Source organism: Streptomyces sp. NPDC027189, from assembly GCF_055566975.1.
The window spans coordinates 339,668-358,090 of the sequence record NZ_JBVHRI010000004.1; the positions used below are offsets into that span (position 1 = coordinate 339,668).

The window sequence follows — 18,423 nt, forward strand, 5'->3', positions numbered from 1 at the left end:
ATGACCTCGTTGACGGAGACCGACCACGGGGCGGCCTCCCGCGAGGAGGGGGCACGGCAGGTACGGGCCGTTCCGCGCTGGCGACGCGGCCTGCGCCCGTACCTGCTGATCGTGCCCGCCCTGCTGCTCACCGGCGGGATCCTGTACCCCTTCGGACTCGGCCTCTACTACACGCTGTTCGACTTCTCGGCGAGCAAGCCGCAGCCGGACATGGTGGGCTTCGAGAACTACCGGACGGTCTTCACCCAGGAGGCCTTCTGGAACTCCGCCTGGGTGACGGTGCTGTACGCGGTCGGGGCCGCCGCCGTCGAGACCGTGCTCGGGGTCGCGGTGGCCCTGCTGCTGCACCGGTCCTCCCGCGTCGGCCGAGTGCTGGAGAAGATCCTCATCCTGCCGCTGATGATCGCGCCGGTGATCGCCGCGATCATCTGGAAACTGATGCTCCAGCCGTCCGTGGGCGTGATCAACCACTTGCTGAAGCCCTTCGGCCTGGGCGGCGTCCCGTGGACGGACACTCCGACCGGCGCGCTGCTGTCGTCGATCGCGGTGGACGTGTGGGTGTACACGCCGTTCGTGGCGATCCTGGCGCTGGCCGGGCTGCGGTCGCTGCCCACCTCCCCCTTCGAGGCGGCGGCCGTGGACGGCGCGGGCTGGTGGTACACCTTCCGGCGGCTCACGCTGCCCATGCTGTGGCCGTACGTCCTGGTCGCGGTGATCTTCCGGTTCATGGACTCGCTGAAGGTCTTCGACATCATCTACGCCCTCACCGAGGGCGGGCCCGGCGACTCGACGGTGGTGCTGCAGATCCGCGCCTATCTGGAGGCGATCCGTTTCCAGCGCTACTCCTTCGGGATCAGCTACACGATTGTGCTGTGGGCCGTCGTCTATCTGGCCGCGATGGTGCTGGTGCGCTATCTGGGCAGGCTTCAGAACTGGGCCGCGGAGGTGTCCAAGTGACCCGCAGAAACGGGCTGCCGGAACGGAAGCCGGGCAGGAAGCCGTGGCTCGGATGGCTGGCGGACGCCGCGCTCATCCTCTACTTCGTCTTCGCGCTCTTCCCGATCGCCTGGATGGTGATCCTCTCCCTGAAGCCGGCCGACCAGCTCTTCAGCACCTACTTCTCCTTCACCCCGACCCTCGACTCCTACCGGACGGTGCTCGGCGACAGCGAAGGGATTCCCTTCGTGCGCTTCTTCGTCAACAGCCTGGTCGTGTCGCTGGGCGCGGTGGCGCTCTCGCTCGTGGTCGGCCTGCCGGCGGCGTACGCGTCGGCGCGCTGGCGGTTCAAGGGCTCCGAGAACCTGATGTTCACACTGCTGTCGTTCCGCTTCGCGCCCGAACTCACCGTGATCATCCCGCTGTTCGTGCTCTACCAGAAGCTCGGCCTCTTCGACACGTACGTCGGCATGGTGTGGGTGCTGCAACTCGTCACCCTGCCGCTGATCGTGTGGATCATGAGGTCGTACTTCGCCGATCTGACACCGGAGCTGGAGCAGGCGGCGCTTCTCGACGGCTACACACGCAAGCAGGCCTTCTTCAAGGTCGCGCTGCCGCTGGTCAAGCCGGGGATCGCAGCCGTGTCGCTGCTCGCCTTCATCTTCGCCTGGAACAACTTCGTCTTCCCCCTCATCCTCACCTCCTCGCAGGCCCAGACCGTGACGGTGGGCGCGCTGTCCTTCCTCGGCGGCGACCGGCCCAAGTACAACCTCACGGCCGCCGCCGCGCTCGTCTCCGTCGTACCGCCGCTGCTGCTCGCGCTGACGATCCAGCGGTATCTGGTGCGGGGGCTGTCGTTCGGGGCGGTGAAGTCATGAGCATCGCTCTCCGAGGCGTGCGCAAGACGTACGGCCGGACCACCGCGCTGGACGGGCTCGAACTGGAGGTCCACGAGGGCGAGTTCTTCTGCCTGCTCGGCCCCTCCGGCGCCGGCAAGACGACGACCCTCAAGACCGTGGCCGGACTCGAACAGCCCGACGCCGGCACGGTCGAGCTCGACGGCACCGACATGACCGGGGTCGAACCGTACGACCGGGGCGTGGCCATGTGCTTCGAGAGCTACGCCCTCTACCCGCACCGCTCGGCGTACGACAACCTCGCCTCCCCGCTGCGCTCGCCCCGGCACCGGCTGCCCGCCGCCGAGGCCCGCGACCGCATCGGCGCGATCGCCGAACTCCTCGGCATCAGCGGCCTGTTGGACCGTCCGGTGGGCCAGTTGTCGAACGGGCAGCGGCAGCGGATCGCGCTCGGCCGGGTGCTGGTACGCCCCGCCCGCGCCTTCCTCCTCGACGAGCCGCTCTCCCACCTGGACGCCAAACTCCGCCAGTCGATGCGCGCCGAGCTCAAGGCGATCGGCGCCGTGCAGCACACCACCACGCTGTACGTCACCCACGACTCCGTCGAGGCACTGGCACTCGGCGACCGGATCGGGGTCATCCGGGACGGCCGGATCGTACAGACGGGGACGCGGGAGGAGATCTGGTACGGGCCGTACGACACGGAGGTGGCACGGGCGTTCGGGCGGCCGCGGATCAATCTGCTGCCGGGGAGGATCACCGAGGGCGGCGGCTTCCGCTCGGCGGACGGGGCGGTGGAGCTGCCCGTCGGGGCGGAGGCATCCCCGGGCACGGACGTGCTGGTCGGGGTGCGTCCCCGGGATCTCGCGCTGGGGCGCGAGGGACCCGGCACCGAGGGCCGGCGCTCGGTCCTCACCGGCACCGTCTACGTCACGGAGGTGCTCGGCCGGGCCGTCGAGGTCACCGTACGGCTGGGCGGGCAGCACGTCTCGCTCGTCGCGCCACGCGCCGAGGCGACACACCTGCGTCCCGACGATCCGGTACGGCTGACCGTACGGCCTGAGAACCTGCTGCTGTTCGAGGCCGACCGGCCGGAGCGTCCAGGACGAAGGATCGAGACGAGCACGCGATGAGCAGCAGCGGCAACACCAGTGGCGCACAGCAGGGGCCCGCGGTCCGGCAGGCCGCCATGGCCGAGCAGGTACTGGCCGACGGGTCGGCGACCGCGGCCGAGCTGGCCGAGCGCTTCGGCGTGAGCCTGATGACCATACACAGGGACCTCGACGAGCTCGAACGACAGGGAATCGTACGGAAGTTCAGGGGCGGTGTGACCGCGCAGCCGTCCGGGGTGTTCGAGTCGAACGTCCAGTACCGGCTGAAGACGATGCGCCCGCAGAAGGCGGCCGTCGCCGAGCGCGCGCTGAAGCTCGTCGAGCCCGGTATGGCGGTGCTGCTCGACGACTCGACCTCCGCGCTGGAGATAGCCCGGAGGCTGGGCGATGTCACCCCGCTCACGGTCGTCACCAACTTCCTGGAGGCGATCAACCTCCTCTCCGACCGGCGCGGCATCCATCTGATGGCCCTGGGCGGCGACTACGACCCGCTGCACTCGTCGTTCCTCGGGGTGTCCTGCGTGGAGGCGGTGCAGTCGCTGCGCGTCGACATCTGTTTCGCGTCGACGTCGGCGGTCTTCGGCGGGTACGCGTACCACCAGGAGCAGCACATCGTGTCCGTGAAGCGCGCCATGCTCGACTCGGCCGCTCGCAACATCCTGCTGCTCGACCACACCAAGCTCGGCCGGGTCGCGCTGCACCGCGTCGTCCCGCTGTCCCGCTTCGACCTGGTCCTCGTCGACGACGGGGCGCCGGCCGAGGCGCTGCGCGATCTCGACGAGCACAAGGTTCCGTACGAAGTGTGCGCCACCGGCACCGGTGGCTGAGTGCCCAGCGGAAAGGGCTGCGGATGACCGAATTGGCGCTGCGCGAGCTGCGCAAGACGTACAGGTCCCGGGGTCGCCCGGCCGTGGACGCGGTGCGCGGCATCGACCTGGAGCTGCGCTCCGGCGAACTCCTCGGACTGCTCGGCCCCTCCGGGTGCGGAAAGTCCACGACCCTGCGCATGATCGCGGGTCTGGAGACGGTGACCGGCGGCGACATCCTGGTGGGCGGCGCCTCGGTCGTGGGGCGGCCCGCGCAGGCCCGCAACATCGGGGTCGCCTTCGAGAACTACGCGCTGTATCCGCCGCTGAGCGTCGCCGAGAACCTGGCGTTCGGGTTGAAGGCCCGCAGGCGGGGGGCACGGGGATCCCGGGAGGACGTCTCCCGCAAGGTCACCGAGATCGCGGAACGGGTCGCGCTCACCGATCTGCTTCAGGCCCGGCCCGCCGGCCTGTCCAGCGGCCAGAAGCAGCGCGTCGCCCTCGCCCGCGCGCTGATCCGCGAGCCTGACGTCCTGCTCCTCGACGAACCGCTGTCCCACCTCGACGCGGCCCAGCGGGACACGACCCGTCGCGAACTCAAGCGCATCCAACGGGACTTGGGGCACACCACGATCCTGGTCACGCACGACCAGGAGGAGGCCCTCTCCCTCGCCGACCGGATCGCCGTGATGAAGGACGGCGTCATCCAGCAGCTCGGCACGCCGTACGAGATCTACGACAGCCCCGCCAATGTCTTCGTCGCCGACTTCGTCGGGGAGCCCGCGATCAATCTGCTGCCGGGGATCTCGACGGGGGACGGCCACGCCCGGCTCTCACGGACGGTGAGCTTCGCGCTGCCGGTGAAGGTGGCGCAGGGCCGCGAGGTGGTGATCGGCATCCGGCCGGAGGATCTGGAACTGTCCGGCGAGGGCGGGGTCCCGGCACGGGTGAGCGCCCACGAGCCGCTCCTGGAATCGGGCATCGCCACCCTCGCCCTCGAAGGAGTCGTACGACCGCTCGTCGCCCTCACCGGCCCCGGGGTGCGGCTCGCCCGGGACGAGCGGGTCCGGGTGAGCGCCGATCCCGGCCTCACCCATGTCTTCGACGCCGAGACGGGAGACTCTCTGCGATGACCGGTTCCGTGAGTGTGGTGGCCGCCGGCGACCACTTCGTACTGCCGCGGCTGATCGTGGAGGCGGTCCGCGCCGAGCTCGGCGATCACCCCTTTTCCGTACGGGAACTGATGCTCGGCTGGCCCCTTGAACCCTTCGGCCCGGTCGCCGAGGTCGAGGAGGCGAGCGACGCCGAGGACGAGCTGATCGAGGCGCTCGCCGACGCGGACGTCCTGGTCACCCAGATGGGACCGGTGACCGAGCGGGTACTGGCAGCCACCCCCCGGCTGCGGCTGGTGGTCGTCTGCCGGGGCGGCCCGGTGAACGTGAACCGGGAGGCGGCCCGCGCACACGGCGTACGGGTGTGCTTCGCGCCGGGCCGCAACGCGGCCGCCACCGCCGAGTTCACCGTCGGCCTGCTGCTCGCGGCGCTGCGGCGCATCCCGCAGGCCCACGAACTCCTCGCACGGCAGGGCAGTTGGGGCGGCGGGGCGACGTACTACACCTACGAGCAGAGCGGCCTGGAGCTGGAGGACCTGCCCGTCGGGCTGATCGGCTACGGGGCCGTCGGCAGCCGGGTCGCGCGGGTGCTCGGCGCGTTCGGGGCGCGGGTGCTGGTGTACGACCCGTATGTGCGCGGCGAGGTGCACGGACTGCGGGTCGGCTCACTGGACGAACTCCTCGGCCTCTCCCGGGTGATCAGTCTGCACGCACGGCTCACCTCCGAGACCCGCGGCCTGATCGGCGCGCGCGAACTGGAGCTGCTGCCGCCCGGTGCCGTCCTGGTGAATGTGGCACGCGGTCCGCTGGTCGACGAGGGCGCGCTGTGCGACGCGCTGAAGAGCGGGCAGCTGTCGGCGGCCGCGCTCGACACCTACGAGCGCGAGCCGGTGCCGCCGGACTCCCCCCTCTTCGACCTCGTCGGGACCGAACGGCTCGTGATGACACCGCACTTGGGCGGCGCCAGCCGGGCGGTGGCCGAAAAGGCCGCACGGATCGCTGCGGCGGAGGTGGGCCGCTGGACACGCGGGGAACCGCTGGCACACTGCCTCGACTGAGGCCCACCGGTAGGAGACGACCGAGCTGAGGGAGGCCGAGGGGCATGTACGTCGGTATCGATGTGGGCACGTCCATGGTGAAGGCCGCCGCCTTCGACGACACGGGCCGCGAACTGGCTGTGCAGGCGCGGCCGGTGGACCTCACCGTCCGCGGCGGCTTCGTCGAGCAGGACATGGAGGAGGTGTACGCGGCGGTGGTCGCCGTACTCTTCGCGCTGACCGCCGCCGTGCCGGGCCCTGTCGAGCTGGCCGGGCTCACCGGGCAGGGCGACGGGGTGTGGCTCGTCGACGGCGAGGGCCGGCCGGTGCGGGCGGCCGCGTCCTGGATGGACGGCCGGGCACACGAGCTGGTCGACCAGTGGCTGGCTGACGGCACCTTCGAGACGGTGTTCCGGCGCACCGGCAGCGCCATGTTCCCCGGCTGCCCCGGGCCGCTGCTGGCCTGGCTGGACCGCTACGAGCCCTCTTCACTGGACGCGGCGACCACCGCGCTGTACTGCAAGGACATGGTCTTCCAGCGGCTGACAGGCGTGCGGGCGACGGACGTGTCGGACGCGTCCATGCCCTTCCTCGACCCGCGGACCCGTGCGTACGACAACCGGGTCGTCGAGCTGCTCGGCCTGACCCACCGGCGCGGACTGCTGGCGCCGGTGAGCGATCCCGTGGCGACCGGGCGGACCCGCGGCGCGGGCCTGCCGCCCGGCACACCGATCGCGAACGGCCCGTACGACCTCCCCTCCTGCGCGCTCGGCGCGGGCGTCACGGCCCCCGGCGACGGCCTGCTGATCGTCGGCACCTGTCTGGCCAGTCTCGTCGGAACGACGGATCTCGACCTGACCGGCGAACCGGCCGGCCTGTACATCTCGACCGACCGGACCGGGTACTGGCTGCGCGCCATGCCCGCGATGGTCGGCACGGCGGCGCTGGACTGGGTCCTGTCGACGACGGGCGTCCACCACGACGAGGTGGACGCCCTGCTGGCCGCGACCCCGCTCGGCGCGAACGGCGTGCGCGTACTCCCCTACTTCGCCCCCTCGGGCGAACGCGCCCCCTTCGTCGAACCACGCCTGCGCGCCGAACTGACCGGCGTCTCCCTGGAGTCGACCCGCGGCGACCTGATCCGCGCCACCTGCGAGGGCATCGGCTACGCCGCCCGCCACTGCCTGGAGGCCGCGGGTCTGACGGGGTCGCTCGCTGTCTGCGGCGGGGGCACGCGCAGTCCCGCGTGGATGCGGCTGCTGGCCGATGTGCTCGGGCGGCCCTTGCGGGTCGTGGAGGGCGAGGTGGGGGCGCGGGGGGCGGTGCTTGCGGCGGCTTCGCGGTACGGGGTCGCCCTCGACACGGCCGCGTGGACCGAGCCGACAGCGGTCGTCGAACCCGACGCTGCTCGGGCCGCCTACTACGCCAAGGCGTACGAGGACCACTTGGCCCGCCTGGCGGAGGCCCGCGGCCGGGCTCGCCACTGAGTTTCTTCGCCTCCTCCGCCCCTGCCCGTCCAAGACGTCGATCGTCCCGGTGGGCACCGACGGCCGCCTCGGCACCCCGACCTCTCTCGTGCCGGACGCCCACGCGGCCGGCCTGCGGATCGGGCCGTACACCTTCCGGGCGGAGAACCAGTTCCTGCCGGCGGATTTCCGACGGGGTACCGGAGCCAATGATTTCGGGGACGCGTTCGCGGAGTACGCGCTGTACTACGGGCTGGGGGTCGACGCGGTGGTGACCGACTTCCCGGACCTGGCGGCGATCACAAGGAGGGGTCAATGACGATTAGCCGGGTATGCCCGACCTGTCGCAGCAGGCAGGACTTCCGGAAACTCAATGACGCCGAGAGGGCGGCGGTCCGCGCGGAGAAGGGCGAGCGCCACTTCGTGAACAACCTCTGGCGATGCACCGCCAAGGGATGCCTGTGGTACCAGCCGTACCTCCACACGAGAGGCGGCGACCGCCTCCCCGAGAAGTTCCGGGAGGACCCCGCGCTCGAGCCGGGCGCGGACTGACACCCCCGTTGTCAGACCCTCCTGGCACGCTTCTCCCCATGGACACCGGAGAGTTCTGGCGCATCGTCGAGGACGCGCGCGAGCAGGCAGCCGACCCGGCGGACGGCGAAGCGGTCGCCGCGCGGGCCACCGCGGCGCTGGCCACTTTGCCCGTGGAGGAGATAGTCGCCGCCCAGCAGGTCTTCTGGGACCTGATGGCGCAGTCGTACCGCACTCCCCTGTGGGCCGCCGCCTATCTGATCAACGGCGGCTGCTCCGACGACGGCTTCGACTACTTCCGCGGCTGGCTGATCATGCAAGGGCGCGAGGTGTTCGAGCGGACCGTGGCCGATCCGGACGCGCTCGCGGACCTCCCGGTCGTCCGGGAGGCCGCGGCGGACTGGATGGAGATGGAGTGCGAGGACGCGCTGGGCATGGCCTGGGACGCCCATCTGGCGGCGACGGGAGAGGAGCTGCCCCAGGACAGCTTCACGATCCGGTATCCGGAGCTGGATCCGGACTTCGACTTCGACTTCGACGACGAGGAGGAGCGGTCACGCCGGCTACCCCGGCTGTCCGCGCTCTACGCCGACTGAGGAACCGGAGGACCTACAGGTTGCTGAAGTCCGGTCCCGCCGTCCGCGTCCGCTTGATCTCGTAGAAGCCCGGTACCGAGGCGACGAGGAGCGTGCCGTCCCAGAGCTTGGCGGCGTCTTCGCCCTTGGGGGCCGGGGTGACGACGGGGCCGAAGAAGGCGAGCTGCTCGCCGTCGGCGCCGGGGACGGCGATGACGGGAGTGCCGACGTCCTGGCCGACCTTGTCGATGCCCTCCTTGTGGGAGGCGCGCAGCTCGGCGTCGAACTCGAAGTTCTCCTGGTCGGCGTAGTCGATCAGGTCGGCGGGGAGGCCGACGTCGGCGAGCGCGCCGACTATCGCCTCGCGGGTCGGGCCCTCGCCCTGGTTGTGGATGCGGGTACCGAGCGCGGTGTAGAGCGGGCCGAGGACGTCGTCGCCGTGCTTCTGCCAAGCGGCCGTCACCACGCGGACCGGGGCCCAGGCCTTGGTCATCAGCTCCCGGTAGTTCTCGGGCAGCTCGTCCAGCTTGGGCTCGTTCAGCACGGCGAGGCTCATGATGTGCCAGCGGACCTCGATGTCCCGGACCTTCTCCACTTCCAGGACCCATCGCGAGGTCATCCAGGCCCAGGGGCACAGCGGGTCGAACCAGAAATCGACGGGGGTCTTGGCGGAGGTGCTCGCGGTCTCGGACATGGCTCTCCTAGAAATGCAGTCGTTTCCCCAGGCAACACCGACTGTCGTCCGCCCCATTCCCGGGTGCCCGGTGTCAGGGGCACATGGCAGGATCGGGCCTGTCCGCATGCCGAACACCAGCTGAGGGAGTGCCGTCCGTGCCCGGTGAGAATCTGTCCCGCGACGAGGCCCGGGAGCGGGCCGCCCTGCTGTCCGTCGACGGGTACGACGTGTCCCTCGACCTGCGCACCGCCGTCGACGCCTCCCCCGCAGGCGAGGGCAGCACGGAGGGTCCGCGGACCTTCCGCTCCGTGACCACGATCCGCTTCCGCTGCGCCGAGCCGGGCGCCGCCACCTTCGCCGACCTGATCGCGCCGAGTGTGACCGCCGTCTCGTTGAACGGCAAGGATCTCGACCCGGGCGAGGTCTTCGACGGCTCCCGGATCCGCCTGGAGGACCTCGCCGCCGACAACGAACTCGTGGTCGACGCCCAGTGCGCCTACTCCCGCACCGGCGAGGGCATGCACCGCTTCGTCGACCCCGAGGACGGCGAGGTGTACCTGTACACCCAGTACGAGCCCGCTGACGCGCGCCGCGTCTTCGCCAACTTCGAGCAGCCGGACCTCAAGGCCCCCTTCCGCTTCGAAGCGCGCGCCCCGGAGGGCTGGACCGTCTGGAGCAACGGCGCCGGTGAACTCACGGACGGAGTCTGGCGGTTCGCCGAGACCAAGCCGATCTCGACGTACATCACGGCGGTCGTGGCGGGCCCGTACCACTATGTGACCGACTCCTACTCCCGCACCTTCGACGACGGTACGACGCTGGAGATCCCCCTCGGCGCGATGTGCCGCAAGGGCCTGGCACCCCACTTCGACTCCGACGACGTGTTCCTGGTGACCAAGCAGGGGCTGGACTTCTTCCACGACCACTTCGACTACCCGTACCCGTTCGGCAAGTACGACCAGGCGTTCGTGCCCGAGTACAACCTCGGCGCGATGGAGAACCCGGGACTCGTCACCTTCCGCGAGGAGTACATCTTCCGCGGCAAGGTGACGCAGGCGTCGTACGAGGGCCGGGCGAACGTCATCCTGCACGAGATGGCGCACATGTGGTTCGGCGACCTCGTCACCATGGAGTGGTGGGACGACCTCTGGCTCAAGGAGTCCTTCGCCGACTTCATGGGCGCGTTCTCGCTGGTCGGCGCGACCCGCTTCAAGGACGGCTGGATCACCTTCGCCAACCGCCGTAAGGCGTGGGCGTACCGCGCGGACCAACTGCCGTCCACCCACCCGATCACGGCCGACATCCGCGACCTGCAGGACGCCAAGCTCAACTTCGACGGCATCACCTACGCCAAGGGCGCGAGCGTGCTGAAGCAGCTCGTCGCATACGTCGGGCAGGACGCCTTCCTGGAGGGCGCGCGGCGCTACTTCAAGCGGAACGCCTACGGGAACACGCGCCTCGGCGACCTGCTGTCGGTACTGGAGGAGACGAGCGGACGGGACATGACCACCTGGGCGCGGTCCTGGCTGCAGACCGCCGGCGTCAACTCCCTCACCCCGCAGGTGATCCTGAGCTCCGAAGGACGCGTCACCGAGCTGGCGATCCTCCAGGATGCCGCCGAGTCGCACCCCGAACTGCGCCCGCACCGGGTGGCGGTGGGCCTGTACCGCCGCACGCCCGAGGGCACCGTGGAGCGGTACGCGCGTGCCGAGGTCGACGTCGACGGCCCGCGTACGGTCGTCCACGAGGTGGTCGGCGCCGACGCCCCCGAGCTGGTCCTGGTCAACGACGACGATCTGACGTACTGCAAGATCCGGTTCGACGAGGGCTCGTTGGCGACCCTGCGGGAGCGACTCGGCGAGATCAACGACCCGTTGGCGCGCGCCCTGTGCTGGTCGGCACTGTGGAACCTCACGCGCGACGCGCTCATGCCCGCCCGCGACTTCATCGGCCTGGTGCTGCGGTTCGCGGGCCGCGAGTCCGACATCGGTGTGCTCCAGATGCTGCACGCCTGGGCCAACTCGGCGCTCACGTACTACGTGGCGCCCCACTGGCGCGTGGAGGGCGGGCGCCTGCTCGCCGAGGGCGCGCTGCGGGAGCTGCGGCTCGCCGAGCCGGGCAGCCAGCACCAGCTGACGTGGGCGCGCTTCTTCGCGACGGTGGCGTCCGAGGAAGCCGATCTCCAGCTGCTTCAGGGCCTGCTGGAGGGCACCGCGAAGATCGACGGGCTGGAGGTCGACCAGGAGCTGCGCTGGGCGTTCCTGGAACCGCTCGCCGCGCGCGGAGTCGCCGACGAGGCCGCGCTCTCGGCCGAACTCGCCCGCGACGACACGGCGTCCGGCAAGCGCCACCAGGTCCGCTGCCTCGCCGCCCGCCCCTCGGCGGCGGTCAAGGCGCAGGCCTGGGCGGCCGTGGTCGAGTCCGACGCGCTGTCCAACGCGCTCGTCGAGGCGACCATCGCCGGGTTCATGCAGCCGTCCCAGCGCGAGCTGCTCGCGCCGCACGCCGCGAAGTACTTCGACGCGATCGAGCGGGTCTGGGCGGAGCGGTCCATCCAGATCGGCATGGACGTGGTGAAGGGACTGTTCCCGTCCCTCCAGGACTCGCAGGAGACGCTGGACGCGACGGACGCGTGGCTGGCGGCGCACGAAGGGGCGGCGCCCGCGCTGCGGCGGCTGGTGCTGGAGGCACGGGACGATCTGGCGCGCGCGCTGCGCGGACAGGCGTGCGATGTGACGGCGGCGGGCTAGCGCCGCTCACCGCTTGGCGACTGAGGGCACCGGTTCCGGCCGGTGCCCTCAGTGCCGGCGCGGTGCGGACGCAGTGCCGGCGCGGGTGGCCGGCGCGGGTGGCCGGCGCGGATGGCCGACGCGGATGGCGGTGCTCTGGTGACGTAATCCGATGCACGCAGTGGTTACGAAATACAGGTATTCAGAGCCGTAACCCCTACTACTCCCCGTCTGGACCAGGACCTTTCGGCAGTCGAACGCCCGTACTTTAGGACGGTCTTGTCCGGATTTGTCGACGGGCGTGTAACAGCGGTTAGAGGGCTGGCCCGGGGCGGGAAACCCCGGGTCATGAACCACAACACCCCGCTCTCCCCCCGCCCCCTCCGCCATCTCTCCGACGTACAGCGACGCGTCCTGACCACCGCCCAGCTGCGCGCCCACGGCGTGACCACCGCCGACGCGAACGAGCAGTGCCGGCCCGGCGGCCCCTGGCAGCAGATCCTCCCGGGCGTCTACCTCCTCCACCCCGGCCCGCCCACCTCCGAGGAACGCCTGCACGCGGTCCTGTTGTACGCCGCCCGCTCCCCCGTGCCCGGCCCGGCGACCGCCATCCCCGCCCAGCCGGGCGCCGAGGAACCGCACGCTCCTCAGCCGTACACGGACGCCCTGATCACGGGCCTCGCGGCGCTGACCCTGCACGGCTTCTCCTCGACCCCGCCCCTCCTCTCCCTCGACAAGATCGACGTCCTGGTCCCGCGCCTGCGTCGCCTCCGCTCCAACGGCTGCGCCCGCATCGTCCGTACGCCGTCCCTCCCGACCCCCGTGCAGGTCACGGGCGTTCCGGTCGCCCCCGTGCCGCGCGCCCTCGCCGACGCGGTCGCGGAACTGGCCGACGCGGGGGCCGTACGCAGGCTGCTGACGGAGGCGGTACGGGGCGGCCACTGCGAACCGGCGGCGGTGGTACGTGAGTTGACGGCGGCCCGGCTCCTCAGCCGCCCCCATGTGGTGGACGCGGTGGATTCGCTGCTGGCCGAGGGCCGCGCCATCGCCGAGGACCGTCTGTACCGCATGGTCCGTGAGCACGGCCTGCCCGACCCGGTGTGGAACGTGGACCTGCGCCTGCCCGGCGGCCCCCACCTCGGCGGCCTGGACGCGTACTGGCCCGAGCAGGCGGTCGCGGTGGAGCTGGACACCCGGGCTCCCCGCCAGGACGAGGACGCCCTCTGGTCGGAATACGCCCGCAAGCGCGAACACCTGGAGCGACTGGGCATCACCGTCGTCTACGTCACCCCGAAGAAACTCCGCGACGCGATGGAGCAGCAGGCCACGGTCGTACGCACCGCGCTGATGGCCTCGAACGACCGCGATCCGGCGGCGTATGTCGTGGTGCTGCCCCGGTAGTGACGGACCGGGGCGGTAGCAGGAGGGGAGGGAAGGGGCCCGCGAGCACACCTCGCGGGCCCCTTCCCATGCGGCTTGCGGCTTCGGAGTGGCGTTGTCAGTGCCCCGCTCTACTGTGGGGCCGACACAGGATTTCCGAGAATCCTGGACGAGAATCAGGAGGGCTCCATGACGACCCTGCCCGACCGGCCGAACACCGCGCTGCTCGTCATCGACGTCCAGAACGGAGTGGTGGACGGCTCCCACAACCGCGACAGCGTGATCGCGAACATCAACACCCTGGTCGGCAAGGCCCGCGCCGAGGACGTGCCCGTGATCTGGGTCCAGCACTCCGACGACGGGGACCTGAAGCGCGACAGCCAGAACTGGCAGTACGTCCCGGAGCTGGTCCGCGCCGACTCGGAACCCCTCGTCCACAAGCTCTACGGCGACTCCTTCGAGGACACCGAACTGGAGACGCTGCTCGCCGACCGCAGCGTGGGCCGCCTCGTCGTCACCGGCGCCCAGACCGACGCGTGCATCCGCTCCACCCTCCACGGAGCCTTCACCCGCGGCTATGACGTGACACTCGTCGGCGACGCCCACACCACGGAGGACCTCACCGCATACGGCGCACCGTCCCCGGAGCAGGTGGTCGCCCACACCAACCTCTACTGGCAGTGGCAGAGCGCCCCCGGGCGCCACGGAGGAACGGTCGACACGGGGGACGTGACCTTCGCGGCGGACGACGCGGGCTGAGCCGTAGCGCCGCATCCCACCCGGTCCTGTCCTGGACGAGAGCCCACCCCGCGCGCCACCTCGCGGTCCGGGTTCCGCTCGATAGCGCCCAGCCGCCCAGGGAGGCGTCACCCTCCCTGGGCTCTGACGGCTCAGGCCTGCGGGATTGTCATAGCGAGGCAGTTCTACGACGATCTCGGTCATGACCACTCCCGACTGCTACGCATGCGGCAAGGAAGCACAGTTCGACGAACTTCCACCCCGCGAGTGCGTCGCATTTGACCAGCACTGGCGGGTGGCCCATGACTTCAACACCGCGCTGCCCGGCTGGCTGGTGCTGCTGCCTCGACGCCATGTCACGGCTGTCCATGACCTCACCGATGCCGAGGCGGCTGCCCTGGGGGCCTGGCAAGTCAGGCTCTCCCGAGCCCTCCGCGACGTGACCGGTTGCCTCAAGACCTATGTCGTCCAGTTCGCCGAAGCCGAAGGCTTCGCTCACGTGCACTTCCACATCGTGCCGCGCATGGCAGACCTGCCTCCGGAGCAGCGCGGGCCGGGCGTCTTCGGACTGCTTCGGCGCCCGGAGCACGAGCGCGTATCAGCTGCCCGGGCAGACCGCATGGCCCACTCTCTCCGAGCTCGACTTCACGGTCGCCCGAACGCCCTGTAACCCGGGCCGCCTTCCGCTCCTCGCCCCCGCGATTGGTCAGCACGTGTGCTCCTCATACGTCCTGATCTCGGCAGGATTGAAGCTACGGAGGACAGCCCGGGCACGGCCGGCTACTTGCCGCAGAACTCCGCCTCGATCACCGCGTCGCTGTCCCCCGACCAGTCCCCGTTGAAGTTGAAGGAGAGGGAGTGGCGGCCGTCGGCGGTGGTCACGGCGGAGGACGTCGAGCCGTGGATTCCGCCGTCGTGGCCCCACACGTGGACGCCGCAGGTCAGTTTGCGGTCGATGAGGCCGAGTCCGTAGCCCGCGTTCGGGATGCCGTCGGCCTTGACCGTGGTCTTCATTTCTGTCAGCTGCTTCTGCGGGAGGAGCTTGCCTCGCAGCAAGGCCGCGTAGAAGCGGTTCAGGTCCGAGGAGTCGGAGATCATCTCGCCTGCCGAGGACGCCAGGGACGGGTTGAGTTCCGTGGCGTCGTACGTCGGGCCCGTCGTCGTCTCGGCCAGCTTCGAGTACGCGCGGCTGCTCGGCCGCGGGACCGTGACCCTGGTGCCGGGGACGGACGTCGCGTGCAGGCCGACCGGTTCGATGATGCGGTGGCGGATCTCCGACGCGTACGAGTGGCCGGTGACCTTGCCGATCACCATGCCGGCCAGGACGTAGTTGGTGTTGGAGTAACTCCAGGAGGCGCCCGGTGCGAAGACCGGCTTGTGGGTCATGGCGAGCTGCACCAGCTGCTGTGGAGTCTTCGTGTCATAGCGGTGCTCGAAGAAACCGTCCTTCAGGAAGTACGTACGGCCGAAGTCCTCGTCCGCCGTGTAGTTGAAGATGCCGCTGGTGTGGTTGAGAAGTTGGCGGAGTGTGATCGCGCGGCCGTCGTGGCCGTGGCCCCGCACCACGCCCGGGAGCCACTTGTCCACCTTGTCGTCCAGCGACAGGCGACCCTCCGCCTCCAGCTGGAGCAGCACCGTGGAGACGAAGGTCTTGGTAATGCTGCCGACGCGGTAGTGGTCGGCCGTCGAGCGCGGCGCCCCCGTCCGGAGGTCGCCCACGCCCGACGTGGCGGACCACGTGCCGTGCCGGTCCTTCGCCGTGGCCGTCACACCCGGCACGCCGTCCTTCACGGCCGCGTCCATCGCCTCCCGGGTCGAGGCATGGTCCCCTCCGGCGGGCGCCGCCACCGCGGGTCCCGCCAGAACCGCGGCCAAAGCCACCGCGGTCGCCCCCAACAGTCCCGTACGCACTGACATGTCGTTCCCCCTTCGCCTGTGAACCTGGTCAAGGGGAGGGACTTGGCAGGCAGGCGTGAAGGTTGCCGGCCCATATGCCAGTTGAGCAGGTTTCAGCCGACTCGGCACAGACGTCGAGGCACCGATCCCGACTCTGCCAGACGGTGGGAACATGTGATCCCATCAGTCGCCCGATGTGATGAATGATCACGAACATACGATGGCATCTCGTACGGTTGCGTACGTCGTTCGGTGACTGTGAAGCTGGTGGTGCAGGTCAGGCTGCTACCGACGCCCGAACAGGCCGAGGCTCTTGCGGCAACCCTGCGCGCATGCAACGAGGCCGCCGACTGGGTGAGCAGGACGGCTTTCGAACTTGGGGAGTTCAAGAACTTTGCCCTGCGCAAGCACACCTATGAGCAGGTCAAGTCCCGTTGGAAACTGGGGCGCAGGCTGCCCAGCATGTGATCAAGAAGACCTGCGACGGTTACGCCACGGTGAAGGCGAATTTGAAAGCCGGGAATCTAGGGCGGCCAGGTTCCAAGCGCCACCGCCGGGAGGGAGTTGCGGCGACGCGGGGCCGAGTCAACGGCCCCTGTCCCATCCGGCTGTCACGCTGGAACGAGGCTGGACGCAAGCGACACATCATCGCCGGTGATGCCCGTTGTGTAAGCCGTCGCTTCAGCGACTGGTAGTTGACCCCTTCTTCAGAACCAGCTCCGTGTTGCGGTCCCGCGACGTCCCCGACAGGTCCGTACGGGCGCCGGGGGCGTTGAAGGAGAGCTCGCGGTACAGGGCCGCCAGGCCCGTCTGGGTGAGGTCGGAGAAGTCCGTCTCGTGCGGGGCCGAGGACTCGATGAGGGTGGTGAAGAGGGAGAGCGTGCCGTCCTTGTTGTCCACCAGCTCGATCACACGGGCGAGCTGGGGGAAGTCGACGTGCGAGGCGGTGCAGATCTCCCAGAAGGAGCGGTTGTCGGGGGCGGCGTGCGGAATGATCTCGTTCTTGTGGGTGTGGCCGTTCACCCAGGCCAGCACGTTGCTGAAGCTGGCGAGGAGCGCGATGACCTCGTCGCCGCCATGGCGCTTCTCCGCCGGGTGGGCGGGGTCGGCGTGGGTGTTGCGCATCGTCTTGCTGGTGTGGTGGCTGAAGACGATCACATACGAGTCCTTGTTCTCGCGCAGCGTCTTCTCCAGCCAGCGGAGCTGGGCCGTGCCGATGGAGCCCTCGTAGTGGCCACCGGGGTCAGTGGTGTCGAGGCTGACGCCGATGACGTCCTCGGCGATGCGGAACGTGTAGTACTGGGTGTTCGCGGCGAGGTTCGCGGAGGAGTATCCGTGGCCGATCGGCCCCGGGCCGGTGTACGCGGGGTCGAGGTGGGCCCGGATGTACTCGGCGGGGGTGAACGGGGCCCGGTTCTCGTCGGGCGTGACCGAGCGCATCTGCCGGGCGTGCGCCTTGAGCAGGTCCCGGAATTCCGTGCCCTTAGGGCTGCTGCCGTCCTTGATGCTCTTCGCCAGGGCGGTGCACTCCGCCGCCGGGAGCGACATCAGCTTCTTGCCGCCGACCGCGAAGTCGGTGAGGTACGAGTCACCACGCGAGGCGTAGCAGCCGAGCGGGAGCGCGTCGTGGTTGCCGACGGTGGAGTACCAGGGCAGCTTGAGACCGGGGCTCCGCAGCTCGCGGATCGCCGCCTCCAGGAAGCCCTCGATGCGCGGGAAGCCGAGCTGCTTGTCGGCGTCACGCAGGGCCGCGTCGGGCTGCCAGTACGTCTTGAGGCCGCTGGCCTGCACGCCTTCGTAGTGGCGCGGGTCCCCGCTGTTGGGGCTGATGCGCCCGCCGCTCATGACCTTCAGGAACCACTCCAGCTCGGTCTTGGAGTTGTTGTCCGTGTTGTCCCCGGTGGTCATGACGAAGTGCAGCGGCGAACCGGTGACCGGCGCTCCCCGCAGCGAGTTGACCCGCTCGACGAGCGAGACGGCGCCCGCGACGGTCAGGGTCTCCTGCGGACGCCAGGCGCTCTTGTTCTGGGCGCGGAGGTACTCCAGGCGCAGCGGGTGCTGGGCGTCGATCAGGTGCAGGTCGGTGAGCTGCACGAACGCGGCGAGCGCGGTGCGTCGCTCGGCCCGGCCGGACTTGGCCGAGGCCAGCTCGCTGCGTACGACCCGCTTCCAGCCGGCGCCGTCGCCGAGCCGCCGGTACCCCGTGGAGCCGGAGCGCGGGGTGGCGACGCTGCTCAGGGTGGTGCCACGCGTGTACGGGGCCAGTCTGGCGGGGGCCACCGCGCCGGACTGAGCCTTGGAGTGCGCGAGCGAGTCGGCGACGGGTGCCTGGCCGGCGTGGCTGGTCGCGGCGTGCGCGTCCGAGCCGGAACGCAGGGCCAGACCGATCCCCGCGGAGAGGGACACCGCCCCGGTGGCGGCGAGAAGCGTACGGCGGTTCATGGCAGCGGCAGTGGCGACAGAGCGTATGCGCGACATGGCGCGGTCTCCCCGAGTGCGAACGCGTCGGCAGTGGTCGCGGGGCGCTCGACTTGCGAACTCCCCGCTCACACTGGATCGTTGGCACCGGGAA

General features: G+C 70.1%; 17 protein-coding genes and 1 pseudogene. 15 read left to right on the top strand and 3 right to left on the bottom strand.

The features are described 5' to 3' along the window. The 10 genes and pseudogenes from ACZ4RZ_RS12460 (at position 1) to ACZ4RZ_RS12505 (ending at position 8,453) form a co-directional block, all read left to right on the top strand. Positions 1–957: a carbohydrate ABC transporter permease gene (locus ACZ4RZ_RS12460; protein WP_467743941.1), complete on the top strand. Its 957-nt coding sequence runs from the start codon at positions 1–3 to the stop codon at positions 955–957. Beyond that, complete coding sequence (locus ACZ4RZ_RS12465) at positions 954–1,814, top strand: carbohydrate ABC transporter permease (protein ID WP_467743942.1); 861 nt, start codon at positions 954–956, stop codon at positions 1,812–1,814. Before ACZ4RZ_RS12460 ends, ACZ4RZ_RS12465 begins: the two co-directional genes overlap by 4 nt. After that, a complete protein-coding gene (locus ACZ4RZ_RS12470) occupies positions 1,811–2,926 on the top strand; it encodes an ABC transporter ATP-binding protein (RefSeq protein ID WP_467743944.1) in 1,116 nt (371 codons plus the stop codon). Before ACZ4RZ_RS12465 ends, ACZ4RZ_RS12470 begins: the two co-directional genes overlap by 4 nt. After that, a complete protein-coding gene (locus tag ACZ4RZ_RS12475; RefSeq protein ID WP_467743946.1) occupies positions 2,923–3,732 on the top strand; it encodes a DeoR/GlpR family DNA-binding transcription regulator in 810 nt (269 codons plus the stop codon). Before ACZ4RZ_RS12470 ends, ACZ4RZ_RS12475 begins: the two co-directional genes overlap by 4 nt. Positions 3,733–3,755: 23 nt before the next feature. Continuing rightward, a complete protein-coding gene (locus ACZ4RZ_RS12480) occupies positions 3,756–4,844 on the top strand; it encodes an ABC transporter ATP-binding protein (RefSeq protein ID WP_467743948.1) in 1,089 nt (362 codons plus the stop codon). After that, positions 4,841–5,881 carry a 2-hydroxyacid dehydrogenase gene (locus ACZ4RZ_RS12485; protein ID WP_467743950.1) on the top strand — a complete coding sequence of 347 codons (1,041 nt, stop codon included), beginning with the start codon at positions 4,841–4,843 and terminating at the stop codon, positions 5,879–5,881. Before ACZ4RZ_RS12480 ends, ACZ4RZ_RS12485 begins: the two co-directional genes overlap by 4 nt. A 44-nt stretch (positions 5,882–5,925) precedes the next feature. Beyond that, a complete protein-coding gene (locus ACZ4RZ_RS12490) occupies positions 5,926–7,347 on the top strand; it encodes an FGGY family carbohydrate kinase (protein ID WP_467743951.1) in 1,422 nt (473 codons plus the stop codon). Between the two features lie 73 nt (positions 7,348–7,420). Continuing rightward, positions 7,421–7,645: pseudogene (locus ACZ4RZ_RS12495) on the top strand (glycerophosphodiester phosphodiesterase); the annotation flags it as partial. Next, positions 7,642–7,878: a hypothetical protein gene (locus tag ACZ4RZ_RS12500; protein ID WP_467743953.1), complete on the top strand. Its 237-nt coding sequence runs from the start codon at positions 7,642–7,644 to the stop codon at positions 7,876–7,878. The pseudogene ACZ4RZ_RS12495 and the gene ACZ4RZ_RS12500, both read left to right, overlap by 4 nt. A gap of 38 nt (positions 7,879–7,916) precedes the next feature. Continuing rightward, entirely contained in the window at positions 7,917–8,453 is a 537-nt protein-coding gene (locus ACZ4RZ_RS12505) for a DUF4240 domain-containing protein (RefSeq protein WP_467743955.1), read from the top strand. A 13-nt stretch (positions 8,454–8,466) separates the two neighbouring features. Here the strand turns inward: ACZ4RZ_RS12505 and ACZ4RZ_RS12510 are convergent, their stop codons facing one another. Then, entirely contained in the window at positions 8,467–9,126 is a 660-nt protein-coding gene (locus tag ACZ4RZ_RS12510; protein ID WP_467743957.1) for a mycothiol-dependent nitroreductase Rv2466c family protein, read from the bottom strand. A gap of 137 nt (positions 9,127–9,263) precedes the next feature. Here ACZ4RZ_RS12510 and pepN point away from each other — a divergent pair, with 137 nt between their 5' ends. From pepN to ACZ4RZ_RS12530, 4 genes are all read left to right on the top strand, one after another. Next, positions 9,264–11,858, top strand: coding sequence for an aminopeptidase N (gene pepN, locus ACZ4RZ_RS12515; protein ID WP_467743959.1), 2,595 nt, complete (start codon positions 9,264–9,266; stop codon positions 11,856–11,858). Positions 11,859–12,185: 327 nt separating this feature from the next. Then, positions 12,186–13,238, top strand: a complete 1,053-nt coding sequence (locus ACZ4RZ_RS12520) for a hypothetical protein (RefSeq protein ID WP_467743961.1) — start codon at positions 12,186–12,188, stop codon at positions 13,236–13,238. A 168-nt stretch (positions 13,239–13,406) separates the two neighbouring features. Next, on the top strand, positions 13,407–13,976 hold the full coding sequence (locus ACZ4RZ_RS12525) for an isochorismatase family protein (protein ID WP_467743963.1): 570 nt from the start codon (positions 13,407–13,409) through the stop codon (positions 13,974–13,976). 181 nt (positions 13,977–14,157) lie between these two features. Continuing rightward, positions 14,158–14,625: an HIT family protein gene (locus ACZ4RZ_RS12530; protein ID WP_467743965.1), complete on the top strand. Its 468-nt coding sequence runs from the start codon at positions 14,158–14,160 to the stop codon at positions 14,623–14,625. A gap of 110 nt (positions 14,626–14,735) precedes the next feature. Here ACZ4RZ_RS12530 and ACZ4RZ_RS12535 read toward each other — a convergent pair whose 3' ends face one another. Next, positions 14,736–15,872: a serine hydrolase domain-containing protein gene (locus ACZ4RZ_RS12535; RefSeq protein ID WP_467743967.1), complete on the bottom strand. Its 1,137-nt coding sequence runs from the start codon at positions 15,870–15,872 to the stop codon at positions 14,736–14,738. Positions 15,873–16,103: 231 nt separating this feature from the next. Between ACZ4RZ_RS12535 and ACZ4RZ_RS12540 the strand changes: the two genes are divergently transcribed. Then, entirely contained in the window at positions 16,104–16,319 is a 216-nt protein-coding gene (locus tag ACZ4RZ_RS12540; RefSeq protein ID WP_467743969.1) for a helix-turn-helix domain-containing protein, read from the top strand. Positions 16,320–16,532: 213 nt separating this feature from the next. Here the strand turns inward: ACZ4RZ_RS12540 and ACZ4RZ_RS12545 are convergent, their stop codons facing one another. Further along, the gene (locus ACZ4RZ_RS12545) at positions 16,533–18,329 is read right to left on the bottom strand and encodes a TIGR03767 family metallophosphoesterase (RefSeq protein ID WP_467743970.1); all 1,797 of its coding nucleotides are present in this window, start codon (positions 18,327–18,329) and stop codon (positions 16,533–16,535) included. Positions 18,330–18,423: the final 94 nt, after the last annotated feature.

What these genes read in the sequence shown, in the direction of transcription:
- ACZ4RZ_RS12460 (WP_467743941.1), top strand. Translation starts at nt 1, where the DNA reads ATGACCTCGTTGACGGAGACCGACCACGGGGCGGCCTCCCGCGAGGAG.
- ACZ4RZ_RS12470 (WP_467743944.1), top strand. Translation starts at nt 1,811, where the DNA reads ATGAGCATCGCTCTCCGAGGCGTGCGCAAGACGTACGGCCGGACCACC.
- ACZ4RZ_RS12475 (WP_467743946.1), top strand. Translation starts at nt 2,923, where the DNA reads ATGAGCAGCAGCGGCAACACCAGTGGCGCACAGCAGGGGCCCGCGGTC.
- ACZ4RZ_RS12480 (WP_467743948.1), top strand. Translation starts at nt 3,756, where the DNA reads ATGACCGAATTGGCGCTGCGCGAGCTGCGCAAGACGTACAGGTCCCGG.
- ACZ4RZ_RS12485 (WP_467743950.1), top strand. Translation starts at nt 4,841, where the DNA reads ATGACCGGTTCCGTGAGTGTGGTGGCCGCCGGCGACCACTTCGTACTG.
- ACZ4RZ_RS12490 (WP_467743951.1), top strand. Translation starts at nt 5,926, where the DNA reads ATGTACGTCGGTATCGATGTGGGCACGTCCATGGTGAAGGCCGCCGCC.
- ACZ4RZ_RS12500 (WP_467743953.1), top strand. Translation starts at nt 7,642, where the DNA reads ATGACGATTAGCCGGGTATGCCCGACCTGTCGCAGCAGGCAGGACTTC.
- ACZ4RZ_RS12505 (WP_467743955.1), top strand. Translation starts at nt 7,917, where the DNA reads ATGGACACCGGAGAGTTCTGGCGCATCGTCGAGGACGCGCGCGAGCAG.
- ACZ4RZ_RS12510 (WP_467743957.1), bottom strand. Translation starts at nt 9,126, where the DNA reads ATGTCCGAGACCGCGAGCACCTCCGCCAAGACCCCCGTCGATTTCTGG.
- ACZ4RZ_RS12520 (WP_467743961.1), top strand. Translation starts at nt 12,186, where the DNA reads ATGAACCACAACACCCCGCTCTCCCCCCGCCCCCTCCGCCATCTCTCC.
- ACZ4RZ_RS12525 (WP_467743963.1), top strand. Translation starts at nt 13,407, where the DNA reads ATGACGACCCTGCCCGACCGGCCGAACACCGCGCTGCTCGTCATCGAC.
- ACZ4RZ_RS12530 (WP_467743965.1), top strand. Translation starts at nt 14,158, where the DNA reads ATGACCACTCCCGACTGCTACGCATGCGGCAAGGAAGCACAGTTCGAC.
- ACZ4RZ_RS12535 (WP_467743967.1), bottom strand. Translation starts at nt 15,872, where the DNA reads ATGTCAGTGCGTACGGGACTGTTGGGGGCGACCGCGGTGGCTTTGGCC.
- ACZ4RZ_RS12545 (WP_467743970.1), bottom strand. Translation starts at nt 18,329, where the DNA reads ATGTCGCGCATACGCTCTGTCGCCACTGCCGCTGCCATGAACCGCCGT.